The following is a 17,676-nucleotide window of genomic DNA, read 5'->3' as shown; positions in this document are numbered from 1 at the left end:
CGGGCGGCTGGGCTGAGGACGCGCAGCTCACGGTGGACCCCGCCAACCGGCGGGGTCTGCTGGTGGGACCGGGTCGTCCTGCAGGCGGCCGGTCATCGTGCGGCGTGCGGTGGCCTGGACTGCGGTGAGGGCGGGGGAGATGACCCACCCCTGGATCTCATCGCAGCCGGCGGCGCGCAGCTTGGCCAGCTGCTCGGGGTGCTCGACGCCCTCGGCGATGACACGCAGCCCGAACGCGTGCGCGGCCTGGATCATCAAGCCCACCAGGGTGGACTCGGCGCTCTGGGTGGAGGAGGTGAAGCTGCGGTCGATCTTGATGACGTCGGCAGGGACGGATCGTAGCTGTCCGATGGAGGTGTAGCCGGTGCCGAAGTCATCGATCGCGATCTGTACACCGAGCTCACGTAGCTGCCTCAAGTGCTCCAGGGCGGCTGGGCTGTCCACCAGTACCGTCTCGGTGACCTCCACGATCAGGCAGGCGGCTGGGAGCCCGGCCTCGGTGAGCACGGTGTGTACGTCATCGACGATCCGGGACTCGGTGAGATGGCGACCGGAGATGTTGATCGCCATCGTCAGGTGCTGGTCTGCGGTGCCCTCCCGTCGCCACCGGGCCAGCTGGCCGGTGGCCTCCTGCAACACCCAGCGGTCCACCTCGTTGATCAGCCGGCTGCCCTCGGCGACGGGGATGAAGACATCAGGTGGGATCCATCCCTGTCCTGGCCGGTTCCACCGCAGTAGCGCCTCATAGCCGGTCAGCCGCCCGTCGCGGGTGTCCACGACCGGCTGGTAGTGCACCGCCAGGCCACCGGTGGCCAAGGCGGCGCGCAGCGCCCTCTCCAGGTCGCTGTGGGCACGTAGCTGGGTGCGCAGCTCCTCGTCGAAGATCTCGACTCGGCCACGGCCGTTGGCCTTGGCCCGGTAGGCGGCGGCGTCGGCCTCCCCGAGGAGCTGGTCGGGGTCAGTTCGGCCATCGCGTGAGACACCGATGCCGACGCTCGCCCCGATCCTGACCGGGGTGTCGGCGCCGTCGAAGGGTTCGCTGACCGCTGCGATGACGCGCCCGGCCAAGACGGTGAGCGTGGCCTCGTCGTGCAGGTGCTCGGCGACGACGATGAACTCATCACCACCCAACCGGCACACCACGTCCCCGGCGCGGACCACCGTCTCCAGGCGCCGGGCGACCGTGTGCAGCACACGGTCCCCGACGGCGTGGCCGAAGGAGTCGTTGACGGTCTTGAAGCCGTCCAGGTCGATGAACAGCACACCGGTCATCGAGCCCGTCCGCTGGCCCCGGTGCAGGGCGGAGGTGATCAGCGTCGTGGCCCGGGCTCGGTTGGCCAGTCCCGTGAGAGGGTCGTGTGCCGCCTGCTGCGCGAGGGCATCTTTGAGCTCCTCCCGTTGCCGGACGGCGCGGACCAGCTGGGTCATCGATCCGTGCAGCACCTCACCCAGGGGCCCGGGCAGTGGGTCCTCCAGCACCGGGTCGTGCAGGTCGCCGTGGGCCACGGCGGTGGCCTGTGCCTGCAGTCGCCGCAGGCCGCTCACTGCCGCATCCAGGGCGGTGGAGACCGTCTGGACCTCCCGGGGTCCTTGTGGGCGTACCTGCACCAACTGCCCGCGGCTGATCTGCTCGGCCTGACCGGCCAGGTCCTGCAGGCAGCGGGAGACCTGCCTGGCCCGGAACATGGTGATGGTCAGGGTGGCCAGGACCAAGGCCAGCACCCCGGCCAGGGTGCTGTTGCGTTGTCCAACGGCGGTCGCCCGGTCCCGGGCAACCGCCGCCTGGGCTTGGGTGACGACCGTGGACACCAGGTCAGCGAAGACCTCATCACGGGCCTGACTCCGACTCGACAGGTCGATCAGCTGGGCCACCGGCAAGCTCAGCGCCGCCGCCTGCTGCCCTCCCGAGGGACCCGACGGCTCCACCTCTCCCGACGGCTCCTGCGCGCCGGACGGTTGCGCGCCGGCGGGGCGGGGTGCCGTCAGCCCGGTGGACGGCACCGCCCCACCCAGGTCGGGGAGTCCGCTGCGCTGCTCGGCCGCGGCCTGGGCTGCGAAGACACTGTCGATGGCGGTGACGTCCTCGACGTCTTGCACCGCGGTCCATGCCTGGATGGCCGCGGGCTGGGAGAGCTCCCGCATCGCGCGGCTGGCCAGACGGTAGTCCTCCCAGCTGATCAGCCACTGCCAGCGGGAGGTGTCGGCGCCGGGTATGGGCAGCTGGCCGCCGAGGAACAGAGGCATCTGCTGGGAGGCGGCCTGGGCCAGGCCGGCCGCGAGTTGGACGTCGTGCACGGCGCGCTGGGCGGTGGGTGACAGTTGCCGGGAGCCGGCCGCTGCGACCGCCTGCTGTTGGGCGGCACTGAGGTCGGCGATGACGCTGAGGTAGCCGTCGAACATGGCCTGGACGTCGTTGCCACCGCTGTCGGCGGCCTCGCGGAGGGCACGGATCCGCTCGGTGGCGTCGTGACCGACTTCTGCCTGGCCGCTGACCGTCTGCAGGTGCGCCAGCGCGGTATCGGTCGATGACCTGGACTCCGTGGCTGCAGCTTGGACCTGCACTCCGATCTGGGCTTGCAGGGCGGGGCTGATGCCCAGGGTGTCGGACAAGGTGGTGTTGGCCAGGGCAACGGAGGACAGTGCGGGCAAGACCTCGCGCTGTACAGCGCCGCGAGCCTCATCCAAGGCGGCCACCGCCGCAACGGCGACCTCTACCTGCAGCGCGCTGTCGACTTCCAGCACCCGTGCTCGCACACCGACCGCACCCAGCAGCGAGGCCCCGATCAAGGGGATGATGACCAGCGTGGCCAGGTGCAGCCACAGTGGTGTCCCTCCACGGCCTCGCGGTGACGTCCTCCTCACCGGGGGAGGATCGGCGGCGGGGAGGGGAACTGGATGGATCCAGCAGCATCTCCTTCCATGGAGGGTGTGCCGGCAGGCGCGTCCATCGCTGGCACCGCGTGCCCGTCGCGGCACGCGCCCGGCTCGCCGACGGGTTTCAGCGCCCCCGGCTGTCGGCGGGCCCGCCGCGCCGGCGGATCCTCGACTGTGGACCTTGGACTGCGCGGTGAGTGCGTGGCTTTGAGCCCGCATGGCCCCGGCGCTGGTGGGGCGGTGAGCTACCAGCGGGTCGTGTCAGCTGCATGCTGACCCGGGTGACCACTGATCCAGCAGCACAGGACCGGAACCTCTGCGGCGGCGGTCAGGGTGGCCTCGCAACACCGGGCTCGCAGGAGCTGTGCAGGTCTCAAGGCCGCAGACCACAGCAGCCAGTGGTCGAGTTCCTCACCTTCAGCCGCGTAGGCCGCGATGGTGCAGTGCTTGCCCGGGTGCTCGGCGTCGAAGTCGCACCCCCACACTTCATCGCCGGGCCAGTCGGCCTGCAGCTGATCCAGCTCGATGACGAGCTCAGGGGTCAGTAGGGCAACGCTGCCGCAGGTGGTCATCTCGGGTCCCCGGTCGACGGTGTGGGGTCCGGGATGTTGCCACACCCACGAAGCACCCACCGGCGCAGACGACTGCACAGTTCGGCGTCGATGGACCAACGTGGTCGATGGACGCACCTGGCCGCTTGTGTGCGGAGTGTGGCGGAGAGGAGTTAGAGGTGACCGTGGGCAGGCGAGTCGCTACCATCCGTTCCCCTCCGGGAGCACCCGGGGGGATGCGACCAGCGAGGAGGACGGGATGATCAAGGGTTTCAAGGACTTCCTGCTACGGGGCAACGTGGTGGACCTGGCCGTCGCAGTGGTCATCGGTGCCGCGTTCACCGCGGTGGTGACAGCCTTCACCGAGTCGTTCCTGCTGCCCCTGATCGGCTTGATCGGCGGAGGGGGCAGCGAAGGGGGAACTTTCTCCGTCAGTGGGCAGGTGTTCACCTACGGCCGGTTCATCAACCAGGTCATCACCTTCGCGCTCACCGCCGCGGTGGTCTACTTCGCGGTCGTGCTGCCCATGAAGGCGATCATGGACCGGCGCAGACGAGGAGAGGAGACCGGCCCGGTCGCCCCGACCCAGGTGGAGCTGCTGGTGCAGATCCGTGACCTGCTCCAGGCCCACGACGCCGCAGCGCCCACCGCGGCCGATCCTCAGGAGCGCAGCGCCAAGCACCTGGCCGGTCCGGGATCGACTTCCCTGCCCGGACAGCTGTGACCCTGGCCGGTCTCACCAGGCGGTCACGGAGCGGCCAGCAGACGGCCGGTCGGCGACGGCTCCCTGGGGACAAGCGACGGGCAGGGTCGGCTCTCGTTGACCCGGGCCCGTCCCCCGATCAGGGGACGGGCGCTGAGGGGCTGACGCCTGCGAGAATGGGGCCCTGCGGCCTTGGGGCTTGCCGCCGGTTAGGCCAGGGACGGGTCAGCGGGGAGATCATATTCTCGGGCGAGTGGTGACCAGCCCGCGTCGGCGGTCGGTCAGCGTGCCTCCGGGGGGCCAGGGTGGGTCGTCGTCGGTGGCACGGTGGTCTCCAGACCACCGGGGTGGTCGTGCACGCGGCGCGGCATCCAGGCCACCACGACGACCCACTGCACCTGATCGCCGTCGCCTTCCGGGTGGCGTTCCAGGCGGTAGCCGGTCTTCTTCGCCGTCGCCAGACCCAGCGACTGCTCCCGCCCGATCTTCTCCGCCGTCTGGTCATCGGGTGCCTGGAAGGTCTGCCCGGTGTGCCCGTGATCGGAGACGATGCGGTAGTCCGGCAACGGTTGACCTTAAGGGTCACCGGTCGCCGGGGCCTGTCGAGGCCGGGTGATGCCGGCGGTCGCGTGGTCGCTGTGCGGTTGGGTCGCTGTGCTGGTGGGTGCCGGTGCTGAGGTCACGCAGGTCCCGGGCCGTTGTGCCGCGGGCACGGCCCGTCATCGGGTCGCCGTCGACGGTCACCCGGGTGGGGCCGATGACGGACGGCGGTGCAGGCGGCGGTGGGGTGAGTGGAGCGGGTCCGGGAGCCCAGGCGTGTCCCTCGGGTGGGCCAGGCTCCGTGCGGGCTGCTGGTGAGTGCGCCCAGCAGCCACCGTGGACTGTGGCGGGACGGTCCGGGGAGGGTCACGTCAAGCCGATCACCATCAGGGCGACGTCGTCGGGCTGGCCGGTGGCCAGGGGCAGCAGTGCCCGGCAGATGCCCTCGGGGGTGGCGTTGCGTGGCTGGGCCGCCACCGCGGCGCTGAGCCGGTCCAAGCCCTCATCGAGGTCGTGACCGGAGCGTTCGATGAGCCCGTCGGTGTAGGCGACCAGGATCGTTCCGCGGGGCACGGTCACCGTGGTGGTGGTGCGGGTCACCGGCTCCCCGACACCCAGCAGCCGGCCGTGGGCCTCGGTGAGCAGCCGCACCTCCCCGGTGGGGGCGCGCAGCAGCAGCGGGGGATGGCCGGCGGAGGCGACGTCCAGCCGCCAGTGCCCGCTGCCGTGGGGGTAGGCGGCATCGGGTGGGTGGGCGTGGGCGTGGGCGACGGTGGCCAGCCCCGAGATGCCCAGGGCGGTCATCTGTTCATCGACTCGGGCCAGCACGTCGGCGGGGTCGGTGCGGGTGCGGTCGTGGGCGGTGGTGCGCAGCAGGGTGCGCAGCTGGCCCATGGTGGCCGCGGCGTCGATGTCGTGCCCGGACACGTCGCCGATGCTGATCCCGATGCTGCCATCGGGCAGGGGCAGCAGGTCATAGAAGTCCCCACCGACCGCGGTGGCGCTGGACGCGGACTCGTAGTGGGCGGCCACCTGCAGTCCTGCGATGCTGGGCAGCTGGGCCAGCATGACCCGCTGCAGGGTCTCGGCCACCGAGCGCTGGGTCTGGTACAGGCGCGCGTTGTCCAGTGCCAGGCCGGCGCGGGCGGCCAGGTCGGTGAGCAGGTCCCGCCGGGCGGGGGGGAAGGCGTCGGGTTGCGCGCTGGTGAGCACCAGGACACCCAGGGTCGCGTCGCTGCCCATCAGCGGCAGGGCGATCAGGGAGGTGACGTCGAGCTGGTCGGCGAAGTGGTGCACCTGGGTGTCGGGGTAGGTGGTGAGGGCGCTGGCCGCGGTGACGTCGGGCAGGTAGACCCCGGTGGTGCGGGCCACGGCGTCCGCGGCCGGGGACCGGGGAGTGAGGTGGCGGCCCAGCACGCGTTCCACCAGCTCGTCGAGGACCTGGTTGTGGCCGGCGGTGTGCCGCAGGGAGGCGGAGGTGAGGACATGTTCGTCATTGAGCCGGCCGGCGAAGGCGCAGTTGGCCAGCTCGGGCACGCACAGTTCGGTGAGCCGGCCCAGCAGCGCGTCGACGTCCAGGGTGCCGGTCAGGCGGGTGGAGGCCGCGGCCATCAGCCCCAGCCGCTGCTCGGCGGACTGGGCGATCTCCCGGGCGCGGCGTTCGGCGGCGAAGGCTGCCTGTCGTTCCCGTTCCATGCTCACCCGCGCGGTGACGTCGGTTTGCACCCCCACGAAGCTGACCAGCACACCCCGGCCGTCGAAGACCGGGGTGAGGGACAGCTGGTTCCAAAACGCCGACCCGTCAGCGCGGTAGTTCAACAGCGTGACCTGCACCGGCTGCTGCTCCTCGATGGCCTCCCGGATGCGGGCGACCGCGGCCGGGTCGGTCTGGGGGCCTTGCAGGAAGCGGCAGTTGCGGCCCACTGACTCCCGCAGGGAGTACCCGGTGACCCGGGTGAAAGCCGGGTTCACCCACACCAGCGGGTTGTCCGGTTGGGTGGGGTCGGAGATGACAAAGCAGATGTCGGTGGCCACGATCGCCTGCTCCCGGAGCCGGCGCAGCGCCCCGTCGGCGGCGTTCTCGGGCAGCAGCTGCCCCTCGGTGACCGGCAGGAACACCACCAGCGACAGGTCCTGATGGGCATCGGCGAGGTCACCCATGACGGCCCCGGCGGCTGCACCAGTGGGCTGGTCGGGGTCGGTCGGCTGGTCGGGGTCGGTGGGCTGGTCGGGGTCGGTGGTGATGGTGCTGCCGTCGGCGCGCAGCGGGAAGCCGGTGACCCACAGCAGCTGGTCATCGCTGTGGCTGGCGGCCTCGGCGCGGTCGCTGTCATCGCTGCGGCGGGGTTGCAGGCGCACCGGCTCCCCGGACACCGGGTGCCCACCGGCGACCCGCGACAAGGGCGCCTCGGTGCCGGCCAGGGGCTCACCCGCGAGATTGGTCAGCCCTGCGGCCGCGCCCCAGGCGTCCACGGCCACCGGCAGTCCGACCTCACCGGCCAGGGCGATCGCGGCCCGGTTGGCGTAGGTGACCAGGCCGTCGGCGCGGTTGATCAGCAGCACCGCGGTCGGGGTGTCACCCAGCACGGTGGGCAGCGCGGAGTCCAGACCACCAGCAGCGGTCAACGAGTGGGCCGCGGCCAGCACCTCACGCTGACCTCGGGCAGCCACCTGGTCAGGTGCCGGCCCCAACTGCGGATGTGGGAGGTTGAAGGGGGAGGAACGCTCAGGCTCCTGATCCCGCATGCTCGCACGATAGATCACCCACTACTGACTGACCCACCACATCGGTGCGCCCAGAGATCGACAGGTGCTCGCCGACATCGGTGCGTAACGTCCGCGGGGTGAACCGCTACCTGCTGACCGTCACCGGCGGACGTGCAGGACGTGCTGTCAACCTGCTGGAGTTCGAGGCCGCCGACGACGACACGGCGATCACCGCAGGTCGGCGGCTGGCCCGCGAGCACGGTGGGAACCTGGACCAGCGGACTGAGGGAGATCGGTGGCGGAACTTCACGCTGTGCTCACAGCGGGACGGTCGCTGGCATGAGCTGGTCAGCTGGGTGCCCAGCTCCTGACGCGGCGCCGAGGGAGTCAGCGGCCTCCTCCCGCCGCAGCTCATCGCCGCGCACCCGCCGATGTGCCGCAGCGGGGCGGGCGGCTGAGCGGCTGATGTCCTCCCAGCGTGAGGCGGGTGCCGCCGGGACTGTCCCGGTCGTTCCTGCCCTCGCCGGCCGTCTCGCCACGATCCACCCGCAGATGTTGACAGCACTGGCCAGCCCGGGACGTATCTGAGAGCCATGGATGTGCTTCTTCGAACAGGTCGACGCTTCGCCTCAAGACTGATTGCGCGCAGCCGAAGATCGGGTCGACTCCTCGGGCCCGCACGCGACCGGTGACCCGATGGTGCTGACATGGGGTCAGCCGGCACAACTCGTCACGGGGAGAAGAATCATGCGGCGGTCTAGGGATAGAGGGGCTGGGCACGTGGACGCCGAGCTTGCCGAGGCACGATCCGACGTCACAGCCGTCACCCAGGTGGTCACCGTCCTGGACCGGGCCACGACCGAGGAGGAGGTGGCCCGCGCCGCCCTGGACACCGTCCGGGAGCGTTTCGGCTGGGCCTACGGCTCCTACTGGAAGATCGACCCGACCGATCACACATTGCGGTTCGCCGTGGAGTCCGGGGACGCCGGGGCGGAGTTCCGCCAGGTGACGCTGCATGCCTCCTTCGCCGAGGGTGTAGGCCTGTCGGGGCGGGCGTGGAAATCCCGCGACCTGTTCTTCGTCGCCGACCTCGGTGAGATGACCGACTGCGTGCGCGCACCCGCCGCGCAGCGGGTGGGGGTGAAGTCCGGGGTATGCTTCCCGATCCTGACCGGCGGGGAGGTGGTCGGGACGATGGACTTCTTCGCCACCGAGACGCTGTCCCCGAGCACGGAGCGGTTGGAGGCGCTGCGCGCGGTCGGCAAGCTGGTGTCCCAGGCCTTCACCCGGGTGCGCGCCGCCGCCGACCAGCGTCGGGCCGCCGGCGATGTGGCTGCGATCAACACGCTGCTGCGCGAGCTCACCCAGGCCACGTCGGTGCGCGCGGCAATCAGCACCGCGATGGAGACGATCCGCCGCGAGTTCGACTGGCACTACGCCTCCTACTGGTCCCTGGACCAGGGCCTCAACGCCCTCACCCTCGACATCGAGTCCGGTGACCTCGGGCCGGCGTTCGCCGAGGTCAGCCGTAGGGCGTCCTTCGCCGAAGGCGTCGGTGTGGCCGGGCGCACGTGGAAGGCTCGGGACCTGGTGTTCGTGGAGGACCTGGGGCAAGTCACCGACTGCGTGCGCCGCCCCGCCGCCGTGGAGGCCGGGGTGAAGTCCGGGGTCTGCCTACCGATCATGGTCGATGGCCGCGTGGTCGGGACGATGGACTTCCTGGCCCGGCGGACGCTGATCATGGCCGACAGCCGACGGGATGCGCTGCGTAACACCGGTTTCCTCATCTCCCAGACGATGAACCGGCTGCGGGCATCGGAGAGGGTCACCGCCGCGGCACGGGAGATGGTGTCCTCCATCGATGAGGTGCAGCGCAACGTCGCCGAGGCCACCACCGTGGCCGGTGAGGGCCAGCGGGTGGCCGGGCAGGCCGCGGACTTCGTCGCGCACCTGGGGACCTCCAGTGCGGAGATCGACAAGGTGGTGCGGGTCATCACCGGGATCGCGGAGCAGACCAACCTGCTCGCGCTGAACGCCACCATCGAGGCCGCCCGGGCCGGGGAGGCCGGCAAGGGCTTCGCGGTCGTCGCCGGGGAGGTGAAGGAGCTGGCCCGGGAGACCGCACTGGCCACCGACGAGGTCAGCAACCGGGTCACCGCGATCCAAGGCGACGTGCAGAAGGTCGTCGGTGCCCTGGACTCGATCCGGGAGGTCGTCGACCGGGTGAATGAGACCCAGCAGCTCATCGCCGGGGTGCTCACCGAGCAGTCCGCGGTCACCCGCAGCATCGTCGAGATGTCCTGACGTCTCCAGCGGTGCGCGTCACACCGATTCGATCACCCCAGCCGGCCGCTGTCGGCTCACCCTGGCTCCTGGTTGATGAGGTGCCGCCCTGCTCCAGCCAGGCAGGCAGGTGTCAATGCACCCCGTTGGGATGAGCCTGCCTGACGTTGAGCTTGAGTGCCTGACGTCGCCGACCGATGCGACGGTCGTGACAGGAGACACCCATCCAGCGGTCGACTGGGCCGGCGAGCTGGACCGCTTGCTGCAGCGCCCGGACACGATGCGGTTGGTGTTCCAGCCAATCGTGGACGTCGCCCGCGGTGAGGTCGCCGGTTATGAGGCCCTTGCCCGGTTCAGCGCCGCTGATGGCTCCCCGAGCCCGCACCCCCCGGATGTGTGGTTCGCCGCCGCCGACCGGGCGGGGATCGGTGCACGGGTGGAGGCGCTGGTGCTGCGGCGGTGCCTGGTCCTGCGCGCTGGTCTGCCACCGAACTGCTTCCTGACCGTCAACGTCAGCCCACACCTGCTCACCGAACCCGAGCTGGCCGACCTGCTGCTGGATGCCGGTGACCTGGCGCCGCTGGTGCTGGAGCTGACCGAGCACCACGACGTGGTCGACGTGCGCCCGCTGCTGGACCTGCGGGATAGGCTGCGGGACCGCGGTGCCCTGGTGGCCCTGGATGACGCGGGGTCGGGGTACTCCGGTCTGCAGCAGCTGACCGTGGTCAGGCCGCAGATCATCAAGCTGGACCGGGCGTTGGTCGCCGACGCCGACACCGATGACGTGAAGCTGGCCATGGCGGCGTTGCTGGGGGAGTTCGGCAGCCGCATCGATGCCTGGCTACTGGCCGAGGGGGTGGAGACCTGGGCGGAGATGGATGCCTTCACCCGGCTCGGTGTCCCGCTGGCCCAGGGCTACCTGCTGGGTCGCCCCGCCCGACCGTGGGCGAGGCTGGACCAGCAGACCGGGGAGCGGTTGCGGCGGTCGGTGCTGGCTGCGCAGCTGGTGGAGAACGTCGCCAGCCTCCTGGAACCGGCCGAGCTGGTGTGTGAGGGGCAGCAGCCCACCACGGCCAGGACGGCGGTGCGGGTGGGCGTCTACGGGCAGCCGGTGGAGCTGCTGGTGGTTCTGCGCCGTGACGGGGACCCCGCCGGTCACCGCGCCGCGCCGGTGAGTCTGCGCGTGCCCGCGTCGGCCACCGTCGCCGAAGTCGCCCAGCGGGTGGTCACCCGCCCGGAGGCCTGCCGTTTCGACCCGATCGTCGTCACCGACGACGCCGGCGTGGCGGTCGGCGTGATCCGGGTCGAGTCCCTGCTCACCAGACTGGCCACCACCAGCCAGCAGGTGGTCCCACGCTGAGTCCAGGAACCGCCGGCGCGCGACCGCCCGCCGGCGACACCGAATGACAGCAACAATGACGAAACGGAGTCACCGATGAAGCACTTCTCCTGTGGGGACATCGTCCCCGGCTGCGGCATCACCTTCACCGCCGCCGACGAGGACGGCATCCTCACCCAGGTCACCGCCCACGCCACCGCCGACCACGGTCTCACCGAGGTGCCCCCGGCACTCATCGAGCAGGTGCGGGCGCGCATCACCCTCAGCTGAGCGTCGAGCACGGAACCCAACGCGCGGAGCCACCCACCTCCCTGCCCGGTGGTGGGTGCGCTGCGGTGGGTGTGGAGCAACCCTGCGACAGGGTGGGTGTACAGCCAGGCCACAGCCGGCTGTTTGACGTGCTGACCTCACCTGCGACGAGGAGGAGGACCTGGCGCCGATCCGTCCATGAGGCAGAGGCGGCGCCGATTTGGAACGCCGGCCCGCCTCTGCTCGACCAGCCGACGCCCAGGCCGCGTCTTGACCCAATGGGTAGTTACCCCGCCAGGCGTCTAGTGACACCTCTTGTGCCCGCCGGCGGTGAATGCGGCCATGGCGGCGATCGAGTGCAGCCGGTGGCCTGTGGCCACCGGCTGAGCAGGTCAATCCTTGAGCACCAGCAGTCGGTCCAGTCCGCTGATCACCAGCACTGCATGTGTCATCGGGCTGGCGCCGCGCAGGACGACGGGCAGGTCGGTGGCGCGGGTGACTTGGCTGATCAAGCGAAGCCCGCTGCTGCCCAGGAAGGTGACCGCGCTGGTGTCGATGGTCTGGATGCCTAGGAGCGTCGGGTCGTGCTCGGCTTGCCACCGGGTGGTGAGGTCGTAGTCGATCTCGCCAGTCATGGTGAGCACGTCACCGGCGACGGTGAGCGCACCCCCAACGTGGTCACCGGTGAGGTAGTCGGGGCGGGGCGGTGGCGGGCGCATGCGCTCAGTCCCTCAACTTCGGCGGGCACCTGAGGTGCCCTCGTTCCAATTCCGGCTCGCTGGCTACCCAGGGTGTGGTGATGTGATGCGGCAGTCACCGTCACGGGGATCTTCAGCGGTGGATCCGCGGCGTGGCGACGGTGGCCGCGGCAGCCGATGAGACGAGCATGGCGATCCGGGAGATCTCCCAGAGCGTCAACGAGGCCGCCCGGGTCGCCGCGCGGGCGGTCGCGGACGCCAAGGTCACCAACTCGACCACCGCCACGCTGGGGGTGTCCTTCGGGAGATCGGTGACGTGGTCAAGGCAATCACGTCGATCCCGAACAGACCAGCCTGCTGCCGCTCTACGCCACCATCGAGGCCGCCCGCGCCGGTGAGGCCGCCAAGGGGTCGCTGTGGTGGCCGGCGAGGTGAAGGACCTGGCTCAGGAGACCGCCCGGGCCACCGAGGAGATCGCGCGTCGGGTGGAGTCGATCCAGGGCGACACCACCGGCGGGGTGGAGGCGATCGGCCGGATCTCGGAGATCACCAGCTCGATAAACGACTACCAGCTGACCATCGCCAGCGCGATGGAGGAGCAAACCGCGATTACCAACGAGATGCCGCGGTCGGTGGCCGGGGCCGCTGGCGGGTCCACCGAGATCGCCACCAACATCACCGGGGTGTCGACCGCGGCGTCCTCGACCGCTCAGGCGCTGTCACGGACCCGGGTCGCGGTCGAGGAGCTGGCATGCATGGCCGCCGAGCTCATCCACCCGCAGTGGGGTGGCCCGCTTCGCTCACTGAGCGGTGGCTTGCTCCTCGAGCGCGCTCATCAGCTCGACCGTCGAGGATGGACGAGCCCGGCGGCCACGGGGGTAGCCGCCGGGCTCGAGTCGAAGGCTAGCGCGAGGGCCTCGAACGGCGGGTCATCCTCGACACGTTCGATGTTCCACGCCTGCGTCCACCGGCCGACCGCGAACGCCAAGCCCGGGCGCGATCTGCCGGTGGTACTCGACGCAGCCCAGCCACCCGTCGCCGCGGTCCTCGGACTGCTGCCAGCCGCGCAGCAGCGCCGGTGAGTGCCACTCCCCGTTCCACCGGACCCGCACCGGTACCGGGGGGTCCAGCCGTCGGTCGGCGTCCTCAAGGGTCAGGGCGAGGTCGTCTGAGGAGGTGACGAGAAGGTCCTCGGGTACTGGCAGACGCCGGGGTGGTGGACCGGCAGGGCGCGCTGACACCACCCCACTATCCGACTGCCACTGCCGCGCGCCAGCAGCACCACCACGGATCCAGACGGCCAACCACCCCCGCCCCCTCCCGGCAAAAAGAAGTCAGCGGGCGCATGAGGCCGTGGAGGTCAAGGTGGAGCGCCCGGAGCGCAGCGAGGACGTACGACCTTGACCGGAGCGGACGCGCCCGCAGGCTCGGATTGCCGGGAGGGGAGCGGAGCTCCTTGGAGCGCTGGCGTAGCCGGCTCAACCGTCTGGTAGGACGCCTGGTCGACCGGAGCTTCACCGGGTGCGGAGTCGACTCCCATGACGCTGCGGTCCGGACGCCGGCGGTTCGCGACGTTTGATGGGACGGGTGGCGGGCGGCGCGGAGCGTCGCCCGCCCGGTTTCGGATACAGAAACAGCACGGATCGATCAACTCCTTGACCGTGCTCGCTATGTTCCCGTCCGTTGCGCGCGAACTGAGGCTTGTCCCGAGGCGCTGAGCGACATCGGCGCCCACATGGCGCCCACAAGACGCCCACAGAAGGGTCGTTAACGCTCGTTCGCAACCATGCCCTTCCAACGGTGAACCCGCTGGTCAATGCCCTTATTGGTCAATGAAGGCCCAGGTCAGGACAGTGTGTCGTCCGAGCTTTTAATCCGCGGGTTGTGGGTTCGATCCCCACGGGGCCCACTCGACCCGGCGGTTCCGCGGAACCGCCGGGGCGCGCACCTGTCTCCGAGCAGCGGGCGGTTCCGCGGAACCGCGTCCGGGTCAGAGCGGGCGGGGGCGGTACGACTCGACCAGGCGGTCCATCAGGGCGTCCATCCGGGCATCGACGGTCTTGTGCTCGGGGTGGGCGTCGTGCCAGTCGACGATCTCGCGGGCGCCGCGCTCGAACGGCACGGTCGCCAGGAAGTCCGGTACCAGGCGGCGGACCTTGCTGTTGTCGAAGACCATCGAGTGCGCCTTGTCGCCCAGCAGCCCCGCGCCCCAGTCGGCGTCCGCCGCCGCGATGGCGTCGGAGGGCACGTGCGCCAGCCGGGGCTCGACCCCGGCCGCCTGCGCCACCGCCGTGTAGATCCGGTTCCAGGGCAGCGCCTCGTCGGAGGTGATGTGGAAGGCCTCGCCGATCGCCTCCGACCGGCCGAGCAGCCCGACGAAGCCGCGGGCGAAGTCGGTGTTGTGCGTGATCGTCCACAGCGAGGTCCCGTCGCCCGGGACGACGACCTCCGCGCCGCGCCGCATCCGGTCGACCACCGTCCAGCCCCCGTCGAAGGGCACCGACGCCGCGTCGTAGGTGTGCGACGGGCGCACGATCGTCGCCGGGAAACCGGTGTCCCGGTACGCGGCCACGAGCAGGTCCTCGCAGGCGATCTTGTCCTGCGAGTACGTCCAGAACGGGTTGCGCAGCGGCGTGGACTCGGTGACCGGCAGCCGCCCGGGCGGGGTCTGGTAGGCCGAGGCGGAACTGATGAACACGTACTGCCCGGTGCGGCCGGCGAACAGGTCGACGTCGGTCTGCACGTGCTCGGGGGTGAACGCCACCCAGTCCACGACGACGTCGAAGTCCTGGTCACCCAGGGCGCTGCGCACGCTGCCGGGGTCCCGGACGTCGGCCTCGTGGACGACGACGCCCTCGGGCACCGGCCGCAGCGAGGACCGGTTCCGCTTCAGGAAGTGCAGCTCGATGCCCCGCTCCACCGCCAGCCGGGCGCAGGCCGAGCTGATGATCCCGGTCCCACCGATGAAGAGCACCCTGAGCGCGGTCACCCCCAGACCATGCTGTGCCCGGCGTTCCCCGGCAAGGCGGGGCAGCGGACGACGTCGCGGGGCTCCCCGACTGTCCGACCCGTCCGGTACACATCCAGCCAGGGCGACGGAGGAGCACACGATGACCACGGCAGACGGGCTGCGCAGCGCCGACCGGCACGACCTGATCCGGGTGCAGGGCGCGCGCTCCAACAACCTCAAGGACGTCAGCGTCGAGCTGCCCAAGCGGCGGCTGACGGTGTTCACCGGGGTGTCCGGCTCGGGCAAGAGCTCGCTGGTGTTCGGCACGATCGCCGCGGAGTCCCAGCGGCTGATCAACGAGACCTACAGCGCCTTCCTGCAGGGCTTCATGCCCTCCCTGGCCCGCCCCGACGTCGACCTGCTCGAGGGGCTGACCACGGCGATCATCGTCGACCAGGAGCGCATGGGCGCCAACCCGCGCTCCACCGTCGGGACGGCGACCGACGTCAACGCCATGCTGCGGATCGTCTTCAGCCGGCTCGGCCGGCCGCACATCGGCTCCCCGCAGGCCTTCTCCTTCAACGTCGCCTCGATCAGCGGCGCCGGTGCGGTGTCGATCGAGCGCGGCGGGCAGACGGTCAAGGAGCGGCGCGAGTTCAGCATCACCGGCGGCATGTGCCCGCGCTGCGAGGGCCGCGGCCAGGTCAACGACATCGACCTCACCGCGCTCTACGACGACAGCAAGTCGCTGCGCGAGGGCCCGTTCTCCATCCCCGGCTACAGCATGGACGGCTGGTACGGCCGCATCTTCATGGGCAGCGGCTTCTTCGACCCGGACAAGCCGATCCGCGAGTACGGCGAGCAGGAGCTGCACGACCTGCTGCACCGCGAGCCGGTCAAGATCAAGGTCGAGGGCATCAACCTCACCTACGAGGGGCTGATCCCCAAGCTGCAGAAGTCGATGCTCTCCAAGGACGTCGACGCGATGCAGCCGCACATCCGCGCCTTCGTCGAGCGCGCCGTCACCTTCACCACCTGCCCCGACTGCCAGGGCACGCGGCTCACCGAGGCCGCCCGGTCCTCGAAGATCGCCGGGCTCAGCATCGCCGACGTCTGCGCCATGCAGATCAGCGACCTCGCCGGGTGGGTGCGCGACCTCGACGAGCCGTCGATGGCGCCGCTGCTGGGGGCGCTGCGCGCAACGCTGGACTCCTTCGTCGACATCGGCCTGGGCTACCTGAGCCTCGACCGGCCGTCGGGGACGCTGTCGGGCGGGGAGGCCCAGCGGGTGAAGATGATCCGCCACCTCGGGTCCTCGCTCACCGACGTCACCTACGTCTTCGACGAGCCCACGATCGGGCTGCACCCGCACGACATCCAGCGGATGAACGCCCTGCTCCTGCAGCTGCGCGACAAGGGCAACACCGTGCTGGTCGTCGAGCACAAGCCGGAGGCGATCGCCATCGCCGACCACGTCGTCGACCTCGGCCCCGGCGCCGGCACCGCGGGCGGCACCATCTGCTTCGAGGGCACTGTCGAGGGCCTGCGGGCCAGCGGCACCCTCACCGGCCGCCACCTCGACGACCGCGCCGCGCTCAAGGACACGGTGCGCACGCCCACCGGTGCGCTGGAGATCCGCGGGGCGAACGCGCACAACCTCGTCGACGTCGACGTCGACGTCCCGCTGGGCGTGCTGGTCGTGGTCACCGGGGTGGCGGGTTCCGGCAAGAGCTCCCTGGTGCACGGCTCGATCCCGGCCGGCGCCGGGGTGGTGTCGATCGGCCAGGGCGCCATCAAGGGCTCCCGGCGCAGCAACCCGGCCACCTACACCGGGCTGCTCGACCCGATCCGCAAGGCGTTCGCCAAGGCCAACGGCGTGAAGCCCGCCCTGTTCAGCGCCAACTCCGAGGGCGCGTGCCCCAACTGCAACGGCGCCGGCGTGGTGTTCACCGACCTGGCGATGATGGCCGGGGTCGCCACCGTGTGCGAGGTCTGCGAGGGTCGGCGCTTCATGGCCGAGGTGCTCGAGTACACCCTCGGCGGCCGGGACATCAGCCAGGTGCTGGCCATGCCGGTCACCGAGGCGCGGGAGTTCTTCGCCGCCGGCGAGGCCCGCACGCCGGCCGCGCACGCCGTCCTGGCCCGGCTCGCCGACGTCGGGCTCGGCTACCTGAGCCTCGGTCAGCCGCTCACCACGCTGTCCGGCGGCGAGCGCCAGCGGCTCAAGCTCGCCACGCACATGGGGGAGAAGGGCGGCGTCTACGTCCTGGACGAGCCCACGACCGGCCTGCACCTGGCCGACGTCGAGCAGCTGCTGGGCCTGCTCGACCGGCTCGTCGACTCCGGCACCTCGGTGATCGTGGTCGAGCACCACCAGGCGGTCATGGCGCACGCCGACTGGATCATCGACCTCGGCCCCGGCGCCGGCCACGACGGCGGCCGGGTCGTCTTCGAGGGCACGCCCGCCGACCTGGTCGCCGCCCGCTCCACCCTCACCGGCGAGCACCTGGCGGCCTACGTCGGCGCCTGAGCCGGGCGGGGCGCGACGCCCCGGGGCGTGGTCGGGCGGCCGTCGTCCCGGTGGGCCCGCCGCGACATGCCGCGGCGCAGGCGCGTCACCGTGATCACCGACCCCCGCAAGTGCGGAATCCCAGGTCAAGCACGGTGTCAAGTCGACAAGGCGGCTGAGGTGAGGCGGGTCGTCGACCGCGTGGGTGCCTCCGACAACGATTCGGTGACGGGCCCCGGCGGGAGGTGTCGGACGGCGCCTCCGCGCGGCCCGC

14 protein-coding genes and 1 pseudogene are annotated in these 17,676 nt (G+C 70.9%); 8 read left to right on the top strand and 7 right to left on the bottom strand.

What is annotated here, in order from left to right; all coding sequences use genetic code 11:
• Nucleotides 1-27: 27 nt before the first annotated feature.
• Nucleotides 28-2,787: a putative bifunctional diguanylate cyclase/phosphodiesterase gene (locus ACGBYP_RS08680; protein WP_411583032.1), complete on the bottom strand. Its 2,760-nt coding sequence runs from the start codon at nt 2,785-2,787 to the stop codon at nt 28-30.
• A gap of 332 nt (nt 2,788-3,119) precedes the next feature.
• Nucleotides 3,120-3,446 (bottom strand): hypothetical protein, encoded by a 327-nt coding sequence (locus ACGBYP_RS08675; RefSeq protein ID WP_411583029.1) that lies wholly within the window; start codon nt 3,444-3,446, stop codon nt 3,120-3,122.
• 238 nt (nt 3,447-3,684) lie between these two features.
• On the opposite strand from ACGBYP_RS08675, the gene mscL reads away from it, so the two are divergent.
• The gene (gene mscL, locus ACGBYP_RS08670) at nt 3,685-4,149 is read left to right on the top strand and encodes a large conductance mechanosensitive channel protein MscL (protein WP_411583027.1); all 465 of its coding nucleotides are present in this window, start codon (nt 3,685-3,687) and stop codon (nt 4,147-4,149) included.
• A 260-nt stretch (nt 4,150-4,409) separates the two neighbouring features.
• Here mscL and ACGBYP_RS08665 read toward each other — a convergent pair whose 3' ends face one another.
• Nucleotides 4,410-4,694 carry a hypothetical protein gene (locus tag ACGBYP_RS08665; protein WP_411583024.1) on the bottom strand — a complete coding sequence of 95 codons (285 nt, stop codon included), beginning with the start codon at nt 4,692-4,694 and terminating at the stop codon, nt 4,410-4,412.
• A 340-nt stretch (nt 4,695-5,034) separates the two neighbouring features.
• Nucleotides 5,035-7,338, bottom strand: a complete 2,304-nt coding sequence (locus ACGBYP_RS08660) for a SpoIIE family protein phosphatase (RefSeq protein WP_411583022.1) — start codon at nt 7,336-7,338, stop codon at nt 5,035-5,037.
• Nucleotides 7,339-7,511: 173 nt separating this feature from the next.
• On the opposite strand from ACGBYP_RS08660, the gene ACGBYP_RS08655 reads away from it, so the two are divergent.
• The 5 genes and pseudogenes from ACGBYP_RS08655 to ACGBYP_RS08635 all read left to right on the top strand — a co-directional run bounded on the left by ACGBYP_RS08655 (nt 7,512) and on the right by ACGBYP_RS08635 (nt 11,266).
• A complete protein-coding gene (locus ACGBYP_RS08655) occupies nt 7,512-7,745 on the top strand; it encodes a hypothetical protein (RefSeq protein ID WP_411583020.1) in 234 nt (77 codons plus the stop codon).
• A 325-nt stretch (nt 7,746-8,070) separates the two neighbouring features.
• A pseudogene (locus tag ACGBYP_RS08650) lies at nt 8,071-9,159 on the top strand (GAF domain-containing protein); the annotation flags it as partial.
• Between the two features lie 12 nt (nt 9,160-9,171).
• Nucleotides 9,172-9,678 carry a methyl-accepting chemotaxis protein gene (locus tag ACGBYP_RS08645; protein ID WP_411583696.1) on the top strand — a complete coding sequence of 169 codons (507 nt, stop codon included), beginning with the start codon at nt 9,172-9,174 and terminating at the stop codon, nt 9,676-9,678.
• 187 nt (nt 9,679-9,865) lie between these two features.
• Nucleotides 9,866-11,017, top strand: coding sequence for an EAL domain-containing protein (locus tag ACGBYP_RS08640; protein ID WP_411583018.1), 1,152 nt, complete (start codon nt 9,866-9,868; stop codon nt 11,015-11,017).
• Between the two features lie 75 nt (nt 11,018-11,092).
• Nucleotides 11,093-11,266: a DUF1059 domain-containing protein gene (locus ACGBYP_RS08635; protein WP_411583016.1), complete on the top strand. Its 174-nt coding sequence runs from the start codon at nt 11,093-11,095 to the stop codon at nt 11,264-11,266.
• Nucleotides 11,267-11,637: 371 nt separating this feature from the next.
• On the opposite strand, the gene ACGBYP_RS08630 is transcribed toward ACGBYP_RS08635, so the two are convergent.
• The gene (locus ACGBYP_RS08630) at nt 11,638-11,964 is read right to left on the bottom strand and encodes an STAS domain-containing protein (RefSeq protein ID WP_411583013.1); all 327 of its coding nucleotides are present in this window, start codon (nt 11,962-11,964) and stop codon (nt 11,638-11,640) included.
• Nucleotides 11,965-12,076: 112 nt separating this feature from the next.
• Entirely contained in the window at nt 12,077-12,211 is a 135-nt protein-coding gene (locus ACGBYP_RS08625) for a hypothetical protein (RefSeq protein ID WP_411583011.1), read from the bottom strand.
• A gap of 151 nt (nt 12,212-12,362) precedes the next feature.
• On the opposite strand from ACGBYP_RS08625, the gene ACGBYP_RS08620 reads away from it, so the two are divergent.
• Entirely contained in the window at nt 12,363-13,025 is a 663-nt protein-coding gene (locus tag ACGBYP_RS08620; protein WP_411583008.1) for a hypothetical protein, read from the top strand.
• Nucleotides 13,026-13,933: 908 nt separating this feature from the next.
• On the opposite strand, the gene ACGBYP_RS08615 is transcribed toward ACGBYP_RS08620, so the two are convergent.
• A complete protein-coding gene (locus ACGBYP_RS08615; RefSeq protein ID WP_411583006.1) occupies nt 13,934-14,932 on the bottom strand; it encodes an SDR family oxidoreductase in 999 nt (332 codons plus the stop codon).
• Nucleotides 14,933-15,053: 121 nt separating this feature from the next.
• Between ACGBYP_RS08615 and ACGBYP_RS08610 the strand changes: the two genes are divergently transcribed.
• Complete coding sequence (locus ACGBYP_RS08610) at nt 15,054-17,423, top strand: ATP-binding cassette domain-containing protein (RefSeq protein ID WP_411583004.1); 2,370 nt, start codon at nt 15,054-15,056, stop codon at nt 17,421-17,423.
• Nucleotides 17,424-17,676: the final 253 nt, after the last annotated feature.

This window comes from Modestobacter sp. SSW1-42, from assembly GCF_046635825.1.
Classification (GTDB): Bacteria; Actinomycetota; Actinomycetes; order Mycobacteriales; family Geodermatophilaceae; genus Modestobacter.
This window is presented reverse-complemented; position numbering and strand designations above follow the sequence as displayed.

Excerpts from the sequence above, each read along its gene's own strand:
- ACGBYP_RS08675 (WP_411583029.1), bottom strand. The coding sequence starts at position 3,446 with ATGACCACCTGCGGCAGCGTTGCCCTACTGACCCCTGAGCTCGTCATC.
- mscL (WP_411583027.1), top strand. The coding sequence starts at position 3,685 with ATGATCAAGGGTTTCAAGGACTTCCTGCTACGGGGCAACGTGGTGGAC.
- ACGBYP_RS08645 (WP_411583696.1), top strand. The coding sequence starts at position 9,172 with ATGAACCGGCTGCGGGCATCGGAGAGGGTCACCGCCGCGGCACGGGAG.
- ACGBYP_RS08635 (WP_411583016.1), top strand. The coding sequence starts at position 11,093 with ATGAAGCACTTCTCCTGTGGGGACATCGTCCCCGGCTGCGGCATCACC.
- ACGBYP_RS08630 (WP_411583013.1), bottom strand. The coding sequence starts at position 11,964 with ATGCGCCCGCCACCGCCCCGCCCCGACTACCTCACCGGTGACCACGTT.
- ACGBYP_RS08610 (WP_411583004.1), top strand. The coding sequence starts at position 15,054 with ATGACCACGGCAGACGGGCTGCGCAGCGCCGACCGGCACGACCTGATC.